Source organism: Flavobacterium psychrotolerans (assembly GCF_003097635.1).
Classification (GTDB): domain Bacteria; phylum Bacteroidota; class Bacteroidia; order Flavobacteriales; family Flavobacteriaceae; genus Flavobacterium; species Flavobacterium psychrotolerans.
On sequence record NZ_QCZI01000016.1, the window covers coordinates 14,518 to 26,911 of the forward strand.

At 34.2% G+C, this 12,394-nt stretch carries 13 protein-coding genes; 7 read left to right on the plus strand and 6 right to left on the minus strand.

Annotated features, from left to right (window positions below; all coding sequences use genetic code 11):
• Positions 1 to 33: 33 nt before the first annotated feature.
• Complete coding sequence (purN, locus tag DB895_RS11690; protein WP_116725552.1) at positions 34 to 594, minus strand: phosphoribosylglycinamide formyltransferase; 561 nt, start codon at positions 592 to 594, stop codon at positions 34 to 36.
• A gap of 174 nt (positions 595 to 768) precedes the next feature.
• Between purN and DB895_RS11695 the strand changes: the two genes are divergently transcribed.
• From DB895_RS11695 to DB895_RS11720, 6 genes are all read left to right on the plus strand, one after another.
• Positions 769 to 1,005: an acyl carrier protein gene (locus DB895_RS11695; protein WP_007137004.1), complete on the plus strand. Its 237-nt coding sequence runs from the start codon at positions 769 to 771 to the stop codon at positions 1,003 to 1,005.
• 176 nt (positions 1,006 to 1,181) lie between these two features.
• Positions 1,182 to 2,435 (plus strand): beta-ketoacyl-ACP synthase II, encoded by a 1,254-nt coding sequence (gene fabF, locus DB895_RS11700; protein ID WP_116725553.1) that lies wholly within the window; start codon positions 1,182 to 1,184, stop codon positions 2,433 to 2,435.
• Between the two features lie 2 nt (positions 2,436 to 2,437).
• The gene (rnc, locus tag DB895_RS11705; protein ID WP_116725597.1) at positions 2,438 to 3,181 is read left to right on the plus strand and encodes a ribonuclease III; all 744 of its coding nucleotides are present in this window, start codon (positions 2,438 to 2,440) and stop codon (positions 3,179 to 3,181) included.
• Positions 3,182 to 3,296: 115 nt separating this feature from the next.
• The gene (locus tag DB895_RS11710; RefSeq protein ID WP_116725554.1) at positions 3,297 to 3,785 is read left to right on the plus strand and encodes an IPExxxVDY family protein; all 489 of its coding nucleotides are present in this window, start codon (positions 3,297 to 3,299) and stop codon (positions 3,783 to 3,785) included.
• Between the two features lie 5 nt (positions 3,786 to 3,790).
• Positions 3,791 to 5,221: a pyruvate kinase gene (gene pyk / locus DB895_RS11715; RefSeq protein WP_116725555.1), complete on the plus strand. Its 1,431-nt coding sequence runs from the start codon at positions 3,791 to 3,793 to the stop codon at positions 5,219 to 5,221.
• A 200-nt stretch (positions 5,222 to 5,421) separates the two neighbouring features.
• Positions 5,422 to 6,195 carry a Bax inhibitor-1/YccA family protein gene (locus DB895_RS11720; protein ID WP_116725556.1) on the plus strand — a complete coding sequence of 258 codons (774 nt, stop codon included), beginning with the start codon at positions 5,422 to 5,424 and terminating at the stop codon, positions 6,193 to 6,195.
• A 111-nt stretch (positions 6,196 to 6,306) separates the two neighbouring features.
• Here the strand turns inward: DB895_RS11720 and dinB are convergent, their stop codons facing one another.
• Positions 6,307 to 7,389, minus strand: a complete 1,083-nt coding sequence (gene dinB, locus DB895_RS11725; protein ID WP_116725557.1) for a DNA polymerase IV — start codon at positions 7,387 to 7,389, stop codon at positions 6,307 to 6,309.
• Positions 7,390 to 7,483: 94 nt separating this feature from the next.
• On the opposite strand from dinB, the gene DB895_RS11730 reads away from it, so the two are divergent.
• Positions 7,484 to 7,951 (plus strand): CYTH domain-containing protein, encoded by a 468-nt coding sequence (locus tag DB895_RS11730; RefSeq protein WP_116725558.1) that lies wholly within the window; start codon positions 7,484 to 7,486, stop codon positions 7,949 to 7,951.
• Positions 7,952 to 7,954: 3 nt separating this feature from the next.
• On the opposite strand, the gene DB895_RS11735 is transcribed toward DB895_RS11730, so the two are convergent.
• From DB895_RS11735 to DB895_RS11750, 4 genes are all read right to left on the minus strand, one after another.
• Positions 7,955 to 8,437: a septal ring lytic transglycosylase RlpA family protein gene (locus tag DB895_RS11735; RefSeq protein WP_116725559.1), complete on the minus strand. Its 483-nt coding sequence runs from the start codon at positions 8,435 to 8,437 to the stop codon at positions 7,955 to 7,957.
• A gap of 79 nt (positions 8,438 to 8,516) precedes the next feature.
• Positions 8,517 to 8,939, minus strand: a complete 423-nt coding sequence (locus DB895_RS11740) for a hypothetical protein (RefSeq protein WP_116725560.1) — start codon at positions 8,937 to 8,939, stop codon at positions 8,517 to 8,519.
• Between the two features lie 91 nt (positions 8,940 to 9,030).
• Positions 9,031 to 10,674 (minus strand): glucose-6-phosphate isomerase, encoded by a 1,644-nt coding sequence (gene pgi, locus DB895_RS11745; RefSeq protein ID WP_116725561.1) that lies wholly within the window; start codon positions 10,672 to 10,674, stop codon positions 9,031 to 9,033.
• A 239-nt stretch (positions 10,675 to 10,913) separates the two neighbouring features.
• The gene (locus DB895_RS11750; protein ID WP_166426970.1) at positions 10,914 to 12,146 is read right to left on the minus strand and encodes a M23 family metallopeptidase; all 1,233 of its coding nucleotides are present in this window, start codon (positions 12,144 to 12,146) and stop codon (positions 10,914 to 10,916) included.
• Positions 12,147 to 12,394 lie beyond the last annotated feature (248 nt).

The window sequence follows — 12,394 nt, forward strand, 5'->3', positions numbered from 1 at the left end:
AATTTTTAGGTCAGAAAATCTAAGCCGTTTAAATTAAATTAACAATCTTTCGATTACTTCTGGGAAATAACGCTGCTCCAATTCATGAATTTTTACCGCAATTTCTTCAGCCGTTTTACAATCCTCTACCGAAACACTTTTCTGAAAAATAATTTTACCTTCATCGTAGTGTTCATTCACATAATGAATGGTAATTCCTGTTTCTGTTTCTGTTTCTTCTAAAACTGCTTTATGCACATTCATACCATACATTCCTTTACCTCCATATTTAGGCAACAAGGCAGGATGAATATTTATTATTTTATTAGAATATCTTTTGATAATTACTGGGGGTAAGTGCAATAAAAAACCAGCAAGCACAATTAAATCAGGACGAAAAGCATTCAGTTTATGTAGGATTAATTCCGATTTTAAATCTTCTCTTGAAAAAAGAACCGTTGGAACTCCGTGATTTTTTGCTCTTTCTAATACCTTGGCGCTAGGATTGTTACAAAAAACAGCAACAACATTTGCATGGTTACTATTTTTGAAATGTAATATGATGTTTTCGGCATTCGTGCCCGATCCGGAAGCAAATAGTACGATGTTTTTCATTTATCCTATAATTAGTATTACGCAAAAAAAAGAATAATAAATGATAATAAATAAAATTTGGATGCCTTTGTTAATATTTTTTTTTAAATTCGTGGACATATTTATTAACTAAAAGGTTGTTTTAAAATAAAGTTTTTTATTTTTGCCAACAAATTAAATTTAAAATTAAAGATTATGTCAGACATTGCATCAAGAGTTAAAGCGATTATCGTAGACAAATTAGGCGTTGACGAAAACGAAGTTGTAACAGAAGCAAGCTTCACAAACGATTTAGGAGCCGATTCATTAGACACTGTTGAGCTTATCATGGAGTTCGAAAAAGAATTTGACATTCAAATTCCAGATGATCAAGCAGAAAACATCGCTACTGTTGGTCAAGCTATTTCTTACATCGAAGAAGCAAAAAAATAATAAATTCACACCCGTATCCATTTTATGCATACGGGTGTTATTATTTTTTTAAAATTAAAATCACTGATTGTATTTCAATCACTACTATAATTTATTGTAATACCTATGGCTTTTTATGATTTTAACATAGAAGAAAGCATAGGTATTATTTGTTTAAATTCAATAAAAAGATACACATGGAATTAAGGCGAGTTGTTGTAACAGGTTTAGGTGCTCTTACTCCTATTGGAAATAATATTCAAGAATATTGGAACGGTCTTATTAACGGTGTTAGTGGAGCCGCACCAATAACTTATTTTGACACTACTCATTTCAAAACCAAATTTGCCTGCGAATTAAAAAATTTCAACATCGAAGATTTTTTAGACCGAAAAGAGGCTCGAAAAATGGACAAATACGCACAATATGCTATGGTTTCATCTGAAGAGGCTGTGAAAGATGCCAATTTTAATTTTGAAACATTAGACAAAGACAGAGTTGGAGTAATTTGGGGTTCTGGAATTGGCGGTTTAGAAACTTTTCAACAAGAGGTAATGGAATTTACTCGTGGAAATGGCGTCCCAAAATTTAACCCTTTCTTCATCCCAAAAATGATTGCTGATATTGCTGGCGGTCATATTTCAATAAAATATGGTTTTAGAGGGCCTAATTTCACAACAGTTTCCGCTTGTGCTTCTTCAACAAACGCAATGATTGATGCTTTTAATTACATTCGTTTAGGTCATGCCGACGTTATGGTGACAGGAGGGTCTGAAGCAGCAGTGACTATTGCTGGGATGGGTGGGTTTAATGCGATGCATGCTTTATCAACCCGAAATGACGATCCTAAAACAGCTTCTAGACCGATGGACAAAGATCGTGACGGTTTTATCCTAGGCGAAGGTGCTGGCGCTTTAATCCTTGAAGAATATGAACACGCCATAGCTCGTGGTGCTAACATATATTGCGAAATTGGCGGAGGAGGAATGTCTGCCGATGCCTATCATATTACAGCTCCACATCCAGAAGGACTGGGCGCAAAAAATGTAATGTTTAACTGTTTAAGAGACGCAGGGTTAAAACCTACTGATGTTGACGGCGTAAATATGCACGGTACTTCTACTCCTCTTGGCGACATGGCAGAAAGCAAAGCTATTCTTCATGTTTTTGGAGAACATGCATATTCTATGAATTTGAATTCAACAAAATCTATGACAGGACATTTACTTGGAGCGGCAGGTGCAATAGAGACCATTTCTTGCATTCTTGCCATGAAACACGGTATGGTCCCTCCTACAATTAATCATTTCACAGATGACGAAAATATTGACCCAAGATTGAACTTCACATTCAATAAAGCTCAAAAAAGGGATATGAAAGTGGTAATGAGCAATACTTTTGGTTTTGGCGGACATAATGCTTGTATTTTGATAAAAAAATTAGACTTGTAATTTTGAAACGCATATTTAGAAAAATATTTAAAATTTCCCGTTCTATAGAAGACGGGATTTTTTTTTCAGAAATTGAAGAAATTTTAGGCTTCAAACCCATAAAATTAGCCAACTACAGAAAGGCTTTTATTCATCGTTCATCAAACAAACTCGATGAAAAAGGAAATGCAATAAGCTACGAAAGACTGGAGTTTTTGGGAGATGCAATGTTAAGCTCCGTTATCGCAGCACATCTTTTTAATAAAGTCCCTGCTGGTGATGAGGGCTATTTAACCAAGATGCGTTCTAAAATTGTTAGTCGGGAACATTTAAATGAGCTCGGAAGAGATTTAAATTTAATTCGATTTATTGAAAGTAAAGTTCCCGCAACCCATTTTGGGGAAAACATTCATGGAAACATCTTTGAAGCATTGGTTGGTGCAATATATTTAGACCAAGGATATGCCTATTGTGAAAAATTTATTCAAAAAAGAGTTATCACACCTTATGTCGATATTGCGAAACTTGAGGGCAAAGTAATCAGTTATAAAAGTTTGCTGATTGAATGGTGTCAAAAGGAAAAAAAACAATTCCACTATGATGTTTTTGAAGATAACGGAATTCGAGGCGAACGATTATATGGAGTAAAATTAAGCATCGACGATAAAGTAATTGCCAAATCTAGGGCTACCTCTAAAAAAAAGGCAGAGGAAATTGCTTCAAAAAGAGCCTATTTTGCATTTCAGGATAAAATTGATAATAAATAATTAAAGATCCACGAGACTATAACGTTTTCGTTACTTAATTAAAGCCAACTTCTTTATTATGTTCTTTATACTTAATTAAAATATATTACATTTACAGGATATTTTTTTACCAAAAATGGCAGTACTCAAGTTACATCTTGATGAATTTGATGAAATAGATTATGACCTTATCGCTATTCATTCCGTAATAGAAGACTATCGATTGGCCTATTTTATTAATCAGAAACTCCCCATTATATTAAGTAAAAGCAAAGAAGAAATAGGCGTTACCGTTAAGGAAGGAGAAGCTTTTTTTATGAAATTTATTTTTAACGACTCTAAAAATGATATTAATTGGAGTTTAATTTCAAATAAAAATGAAATCGTAATTAAAAAGAAAAGTATCGGGCAAAATTTATTTTTGAATACCGCTGTAGAAATAGCGACAAAAGTATATTTGCTTCCAGAATTAAAAAAAGTGGATTATTTTTTAAAAATTGAAAATAATAAAAATACTTTTGACATAAATCAAATAATAAAAACAATCAATACGATTGATAGAATTGCGGCAGTATACGCCGTTATTCCAGAAAAAATAAAATCAAAAAACAATTTAATTTTTTAATACAAATGTCAACAAACAAAAAAACAAAAATTGTAGCCACACTTGGGCCTGCATGTAGTACCCGTGAAATCATAAAAGACATGATTGATGCTGGTGTAAATGTTTTTAGAGTAAACTTTTCCCATGCTGATTATGCTGATGTAAAAGAAAAAATTAAAATTATTAGAGGTCTTAACGATGAATTTGGTTATACCACAGCGATTCTTGGAGACCTACAAGGCCCAAAGCTTCGTGTGGGAGTTATGCAAGATGGCGTAGTAGTAAACGATGGGGATTTAATTACATTTACTACCGCTGAAGACATCATTGGAACGGCCCAAAAAGTCTTCATGAAATATAAAAACTTTCCAAATGACGTAAATCCTGGGGAAAGAATTTTATTGGATGACGGAAAACTTATATTTGAAATTGTTGAAACCGACAAAAAAACCGAAGTGCTTGCAAAAGTGATTCAGGGAGGCGAATTAAAATCTAAGAAAGGAGTTAATCTTCCAAACACAAAAATATCGCTTCCTGCCATGACAGAAAAAGATATTGCTGATGCCATTTTTGCCATTGAACAGAATTTAGATTGGATTGCACTTTCCTTTGTAAAAACCCCAAAAGATTTACAAGACTTACAAGAGTTAATTGCAAAACATTCAGATCATAAAATCCCTATTGTTGCCAAGATAGAAATGCCTGAGGCGTTAGAAAATATAGATCGCATCGTGGCTTATTGTGATGCTTTGATGGTTGCCCGTGGGGATTTGGGGGTTGAACTTCCGGCTCACGAAGTGCCATTGGTACAAAAAGAATTGATTCGAAGAGCAAAAACAGCCAGAATTCCAGTAATTGTTGCCACCCAAATGATGGAAACAATGATCACAAGTTTGACGCCAACACGTGCCGAAGTAAATGACGTAGCCAACTCAGTTATGGATGGCGCTGATGCCGTAATGCTTTCTGGAGAAACCGCTACAGGGAACTATCCTGTTCAGGTAATTGAAAAAATGACGCAAATCATTGAAGCAGTTGAAGATTCTCCGCTTATTCAAGTTCCTCAAAACACGCCGCAAGTAAGAACAAACCGTTTTATTACCAAATCCATTTGTCATCATGCTGCCCAAATGGCAAATGTTATTAAAGCCAAGGCTATTTGTACTTTGACCAATAGTGGTTACACTGCTTTTCAAATTTCGGCCTGGAGACCATCAGCACATATTTTGGTTTTTACTTCAAACAAAAGAATCCTTACGCAACTCAATTTATTGTGGGGTGTTAAATCTTTCTATTATGAAAAATCGGTAAGTACTGACGATACCGTGACTGACGTGAATGAAATTGCAAGACTAAAAGGATTTGTAAAAAAGGGAGAATTCCTAATCAACTTAGCAGCTATGCCAATAACGGATAAAGGGATGGTAAACACCTTGAGAGTTTCAGAAATAGAATAACATCAACTGTTCAAGATATACAAATCCGTTTCATACTGTTTGAAACGGATTTTTTTTGAACCTATACCAACTCTTTTTCTATTATATTCCGCTTTTACATTAAAAACAATGGCGATTATTTTTAACCAAAATTTAATAGGATAAAAAACAAATTCTGAAAAATAAAATAATACATTTGGATAAATTAAAAAATATAGACTATGAATTCCAATTCTAAGAATCCATTTTTAAACAATAAAGCTTTTACCTCAACGGGGCTATCAAAAAAAGAGGAAGTTCATACTGCAACCGTAATTGACTACAATCAGGACATGACTTTGTCAGGAACAATAAACAAAAGTTTCATTTTGTTCCTATTACTTACCGCATCGGCAACAATCATTTGGTGGCTCACTTTTAATGGAATGAATCCCGTAATTCCCGCAATTGGCGGCGCAATAGTAGGATTTGTATTGGTATTGATCTCCGTTTTCAAGCCCCAATATTCTGGTTACTTGGCACCTGGTTATGCCATATTTGAAGGATTATTCATTGGTGGTATTTCGGCCATTTTCGAGACAAGGTATCCCGGAATTGTTATTCAAGCCGTTGGAGCAACATTAGTAACTTTTTTGGTCTGCTTGGTATTGTATAAATACAAAATCGTAAAAGTAACAGAACAGTTCAAATCGGTAGTTGTAGCCGCCACACTGGCCATTGCCACTTACTATCTTGTTTCCTGGTTATTTTCGATGTTCACTAATTTTGTTCCCGTACATTATGGCAACTCATTGATGAGCATCGGTATTAGTGTTTTTGTAATTGTGATTGCGGCTTTAAACTTATTTTTAGATTTTGACCAAATAGAAAAAGGAGTCGAAAGAAAACTTCCAAGATACATGGAGTGGTTTGGCGCCATGGGACTTATGATCACTCTAGTTTGGCTATATATCGAGTTTTTACGATTGTTGTCTAAATTATCAGGCAGAAAATAATGCATTAAGATAATAATTCCATAACCGTTTTTTGTAAATATAATTTTATTTAAACGCTTACAAAATGAATCGGAATGATTTAACTATTGTTCAACTTGCGCCTATTTGAAATTAAAAATCAAATTTAAGCTGGACTGCAACCATTTTTTTTGTTTCGGTGTTTAAATTATTAAGTGATATCCCCAATAATCGAACAGAATTTTTCATCCGTTCTTGATACAATAATTCTTTTGTGGTCTCAAACAACAATGCTTTATCCGAAATAAAATAAGGCAACGTTTTACTTCGGGCTTGCTGTGTAAAATCACTATATTTTATTTTCAAAGTGACCGTTTTTCCTGCAATATTATATTTTTTTAATCTCTTTTCTAACTGTTCTGCAATGATTAGCAACCGTTCTACCATGAAAATTTCCGAGGTAAGATTTTCATCGAAAGTGTGTTCCGCTGCAACCGATTTTGTAATTCTATCCGATTTAACTTCACTGTTGTGAATGCCCCGAACGACATTGTAATAGAAATGTCCTGATTTTCCGAAATGCTTTTCTAAAAACTCTGCCGATTTATTTTTTAAGTCCAATCCTGTAAAAATGCCCAGCTGGTACATTTTTTCAGTAGTTACCTTACCCACTCCATAAAATTTTCGAATAGGCAATTCTTCCAAAAAAACCAGAATTGCACTAGGAGCAATCGTTTTTTGACCGTTTGGCTTATTGATGTCACTGGCAACTTTAGCAATAAACTTATTGACAGAAATCCCTGCGGATGCAGTTAATCCAACTTCATTAAAAATACGCAGTCTAATTTCTTGAGCAATTAATGACGCACTGGGATTGCCTTTTTTATTTAGGGTGACATCGAGATAGGCTTCGTCCAATGATAGTGGCTCAACCATATCGGTATAATCATGGAAAATTTTCCTGATTTTATTGGATATTTCTTTGTAACGGTCAAATCTTGGTTTTACAAAAATCAAATCAGGACAATATTTCTTGGCCAATGCTCCACTTAACGCACTACGTACACCAAATTTCCGAGCTTCATAACTAGCCGCAGCAACTACACCTCTAATCTCATTTCCTCCAACAGCAACAGGCTTTCCTTGCAAAGCAGGGTTATCCATTTGCTCTACAGAGGCATAAAAGGCGTCCATATCGACATGAATAATTTTTCTGACAGGATGAGATTCTTGCATTTTACAAATTTAGGAAGAGATTATGCAACTATTCGTTTACAACAAATAAAAAAATTATAATACCTTTGGGAATCATGATTCTCAAAAATAATAAATGATTGAAATCGAAAGAAAATTTCTTGTCACTTCCGAAAAATTTAAAACCGAAGCTTTTAGCAAAAACCAAATTGCCCAAGGCTATTTGAATTCTAATCCCGAAAGGACGGTTCGAGTTCGCATTAAAGGTGAAAGTGGTTTTCTGACCATTAAAGGAAAAAGTAATGAAACTGGAATCTCAAGATTTGAATGGGAAACTGAAATTTCATTGGCAGAAGCAAAACCATTACTTTCTCTTTGCGAAAAAGGGGTGATTCAAAAAACACGTCATGAGGTGAAAGTTGGCAAACATATCTTTGAAGTAGATGAATTTCATGGCGACAATGAAGGTTTGCTGATGGCTGAAATTGAGCTTTCTGATGAAAATGAAACTTTTGAAAAACCAGATTGGCTAGGAACAGAAGTCACTAACGATTTGAGATATTACAATTCCTATTTGAGTAAAAATCCTTTTAAAAATTGGTAAATATTAATTCGCCACTTCGATTTTCACAATTAAAGAGCCACTGTTTTTGTTGGATGCAATATCCATAAAAGCCCTCTTGGTTAAATCTATTTCTCTTCCTCTGGAAAACGGACCTCGGTCGGTTACTTCAACAATTACAGACTTCCCGTTTGCTTCATTGGTAACCCTCAGTTTCGTTCCAAAAGGAAATTTTCGATGTGCTGCAGTATATTTATTATTGTCAAATCTTTGCCCACTGGAGGTTCTTTTTCCTGAAAATTTTTGGGCATAATATGATGCGTGAACATTCTTCTTATAAGACTTAAACTTTCCATTATAAACTATAACAGCACTATCTTTAGCGATTTCTGGTTGTTCCTCTACAATTTTTTCTTTTTTAACGGTATCCTTTTGAGCATTTGCTTTTAATTTTTCTTTTATCGCAATTTGACTGCTAGCCAAACCAATTATGGCAATAGAAAGAAATAATGTTATTGCTTTTTTCATTTGTAATTTTTTAGTTGAATTCGATAAAAAAAATCGAATCTAGACAAAAAAAGCCCTTTTCAGGGCTTTCCTTTATATTTTAAAACCATAATGACCATGGAATTCTACTCAAAATAAGCACCAATCCTAAACCATAAAAAATCGCAATAGATTTGAACTTCGCATCATTCGTAACTGCTTTTTTGTGCTTAGACCACCCAATAGTGATTAATACAATTGCAATGACATTTACTAATGGATGTTCTAAAGAAGTCAATCGCAACGCCTTATCACTCATTTGTCCAAATGATGCAGAACCCAATGGGGAAACAAAATATAAAATTAGTCCAATCAGCATTTGAGTATGGGTTCCTATTAATCCAAATAGAGCAATTTTTCGGTCTTTAGGAGTAAATTCTTTATTAGAGGACTTTCCGAGGAAAGAATTAACAACAGCAATTACTAAAAGTACTATCGCTAAATATGCCCAACCTGAGTGAAATTTTTGAATGAATTCGTACATGATTTGATTTGTTTGAAAGTCAAATATAAGAAAAAAGGATAAAAAAACCTCAAATTGCTTTGAGGTTTTTTAAAAATATCATTATTTGAAATTATTTATTTTTTATATAATGAGACAATAAAGAGGTCGTAGAACTGTCATGGTCGTTAATTTTTTCGGAATTAATCTCGCTCAAAATTGAAGTCGCCAATTGTTTTCCTAGCTCAACTCCCCATTGATCAAAACTGAAGATATTCCAAATGACACCTTGAACAAAAATCTTATGCTCATATAAAGCAACCAAAGAACCTAGTGTTTCTGGCGTCAGTTTTTGAATTAACAATGTATTTGTGGGCTTGTTACCGGTAAAAACTTTGAAAGGCAGAAGGAATGCCGCTCTTTCTGGAGAAACTCCTTGTTTGTCAAATTCCGCTTGAACTTGTGCTTCGGTTTTACCGTTTAAAAGGGCTTCAGTTTGGGCGAAAAAGTTTGACATCAATTTATCATGATGGTCTTCGTTTCCGTATAACGGCTTCACAAATCCAATAAAATCAGTTGGAATTAATTTTGTTCCTTGGTGTATCAATTGAAAAAAAGCATGTTGAGAATTGGTTCCTGGTTCCCCCCAAATAATAGTCCCCGTTTGATATTTTACAGGATTTCCGTCTCGACCAACACTTTTCCCATTACTTTCCATGGTACCTTGTTGCAAGTAAGGTGCCAGTTTTTGTAAATATTGCGTGTATGGAATCAAGGCTTCGCTTTCTGCACCAAAAAAATTATTATACCAAACGCTTAATAAGGCCAAAATTACTGGTATGTTTTTATCAAAATTGGCTGTTTTGAAATGCTCGTCCATTTCATTGGCTCCTTTCAACAATTTATCAAAATTATCAAAACCCACCGCTAAACTAATTGACAAACCTACAGCGCTCCAAAGTGAAAATCGTCCTCCAACCCAATCCCACATTGGAAAAACGTTGTTTTCGTTAATACCGAATTCTGTTACATTTTTGATATTGGTAGAAACCGCAACAAAATGTTTGGCAACATCATCTTGTTTGGCAGACTGTAAAAACCATGTTCTGATGGTCTCAGAATTAGTTAATGTTTCTTGCGTAGTAAATGTTTTAGAAACGATTACAAAAAGGGTTGTCTCTGGATTTAATTTTTTGATGATTTCATTCACATGATCCCCATCTACATTCGAAACAAAATGAACATTTAAATGGTTTTTATAATATTGCAATGCTTCGACAGCCATGACCGGCCCAAGATCCGAACCTCCAATTCCGATATTGACAATATCTGTAAATGCCTTTCCGGTAAAACCCTTTCTAACTCCATTTACAACCTCATTGGTAAAACTTTCTATTTTATTTTTTACCTCATAAATTTCAGGAACTACATTTTCTCCTTCAACTATTATGTTAGATGTTGCAAGTGCCCGCAAAGCAGTATGCAATACAGCTCTGTCCTCTGTTTGATTAATGCTGTCCCCTTCAAAATATTTCACAATAGCATCTTTCAACTGCAGTTCATCTGCTAATTCAAGTAACAAATTCATTGTTTCTTGGTTGATAATATTTTTTGAATAATCAACTAAAAATTCATTCCATTGCAAATGAAATTGAGTTGCTCTAGAATTGTTTTCTTTAAACATTGTTTTCATAGATGCGTTTTGCATCGTTTCAAAATGTTTCTGAAGTTTTTGCCAAGCTTGAGTTGTTGTTGGATTTGTAGTTTGTAAAGCCATCTTATATTTTATTCGTTGATATGTTTTATTCCATTTTTAAAATGCAAATTTACACTATTAATTTGTAAACTTAACATTAAGATTCAGCTAGAAAGCCATGAGAATTCTTTCGTTTTTTTCTAAAACCTGAATTTATTTTAAGTTAAAAAAGCAAAAAATCACGATGAATCTTTCGTTTTGATGGTTCCCGAAATCAATTTGATTAAATTTTGTCATCTAAGCATATTCCGTCTAAAAGTTTACCTTTTATAAGTAAGATTCGAAATGCTGTCTAATTCCCGCTTCAAGGGTTTCATTTGTACCATAAAGCGTGGCAAATTTCTTCTATCCATAGGTTCGGAATTCGGTAATTTTAATCGCAAAGCGTCAACTTGGACGCCATTTTTCCAGAAACGATAGCAAACATGTGGTCCGGTTGCCAGACCCGTGCTTCCCACTTTGCCAATAACATCGCCTTGATTCACATGTTGTCCTCTTCGAGCAATAATTTTTGACATGTGTAAATATTGTGTCGAGTAGGTTCGGTCGTGTTTCACTTTTACAAAATTACCGTTTCCTGCGGTATATCCGGTTTGTTCGACAACGCCTGAAGCGGTGGTCATGATTGGCGTTCCAGTTGGGGCGGCATAATCGGTTCCTTTGTGCGCTTTCCAGATGAGTTGTACGGGATGAAACCTGTTTTTAGTGTAATGCGATGTGATATTTACAAATTTAAGTGGTGCTTTTAGGAAAAAATTCTTAAGTGCCTTCCCTTCTTCGTCATAATAATCTAATTTTCCGGAGGCTTCATTTTGAGCAAAAGGAAAGGCGTAAATAGTTTTTCCTTTGTACTCAAAAAAAGCAGCTTTAAGACTGTCAACCCCGTCGTAAATAGTATCGTCTATATATCTTTCTGTAAAAGTGATTCCGAATTTATCCCCTTTTTTTAATTTGAAAAAGTCAATGGACCAAGCATATACCTTTGTTAATTTACTTGCTAAAGCACCATCAACTCTTTGTTTATTTAATGCCTCGGATAAAGAACCGTCTAAACTTCCGGCAATTGTTCTCTGTTTTATAAGAATTGGTCTGATTCTCTTGTGAACCGCTACAGAATCCCTAAAATCGACAACATAATAGGTACCCCTATCCGGCTGATATATAAATGCTTGCAGTTTTTTATACCGGTCTTTTGATCTTAAAAGCGTAAATGGCTTTCCGATTCTCATGATTCTGACATCAAAAGTATCCTTGACTTTTTGTACAATATCATAGACTTGTTTATCACCACTATTTTGACCTTCCATAATACTTCCAAAAGTATCTCCACGACGAATGGTATCGTATGAAACATTAAAATCGGAGAATTTAAATCCGAATTGTTCAATGACAGGTTGTGGTATCGAAACTACTACTTCTTCAGTTTCATTTTCCGTTCTATTACAGGACAGTAATGAAAATAGTACAATTATAAATAAGGTTACTTTTTTCAAAAAGTTACTTTTTAATCTATTAAACATTTTTTTTCCAGGCAGTAATTTTTCTTACTCCCTAATTCAGAAAAAAGATTTTTTTTTGTTTTTTTGGGTCATCTATTACCTCAATCGCTTCTCCACCAGTTGCTTGACCTTACACTGACTACTAACGCATCTCTTTTCTGGCATTTGGTTGTCTTTTTTACCATATTCTATTCTACCTCAATCTTGAAAATATAATTGTTGAAGATGTGTTTCGTATTTTT

Excerpts from the sequence above, each read along its gene's own strand:
- pyk (WP_116725555.1), top strand. The coding sequence starts at position 3,791 with ATGTCAACAAACAAAAAAACAAAAATTGTAGCCACACTTGGGCCTGCA.
- fabF (WP_116725553.1), top strand. The coding sequence starts at position 1,182 with ATGGAATTAAGGCGAGTTGTTGTAACAGGTTTAGGTGCTCTTACTCCT.
- DB895_RS11730 (WP_116725558.1), top strand. The coding sequence starts at position 7,484 with ATGATTGAAATCGAAAGAAAATTTCTTGTCACTTCCGAAAAATTTAAA.
- DB895_RS11720 (WP_116725556.1), top strand. The coding sequence starts at position 5,422 with ATGAATTCCAATTCTAAGAATCCATTTTTAAACAATAAAGCTTTTACC.
- dinB (WP_116725557.1), bottom strand. The coding sequence starts at position 7,389 with ATGCAAGAATCTCATCCTGTCAGAAAAATTATTCATGTCGATATGGAC.
- purN (WP_116725552.1), bottom strand. The coding sequence starts at position 594 with ATGAAAAACATCGTACTATTTGCTTCCGGATCGGGCACGAATGCCGAA.
- DB895_RS11740 (WP_116725560.1), bottom strand. The coding sequence starts at position 8,939 with ATGTACGAATTCATTCAAAAATTTCACTCAGGTTGGGCATATTTAGCG.
- DB895_RS11710 (WP_116725554.1), top strand. The coding sequence starts at position 3,297 with ATGGCAGTACTCAAGTTACATCTTGATGAATTTGATGAAATAGATTAT.
- DB895_RS11735 (WP_116725559.1), bottom strand. The coding sequence starts at position 8,437 with ATGAAAAAAGCAATAACATTATTTCTTTCTATTGCCATAATTGGTTTG.
- pgi (WP_116725561.1), bottom strand. The coding sequence starts at position 10,674 with ATGGCTTTACAAACTACAAATCCAACAACAACTCAAGCTTGGCAAAAA.
- DB895_RS11695 (WP_007137004.1), top strand. The coding sequence starts at position 769 with ATGTCAGACATTGCATCAAGAGTTAAAGCGATTATCGTAGACAAATTA.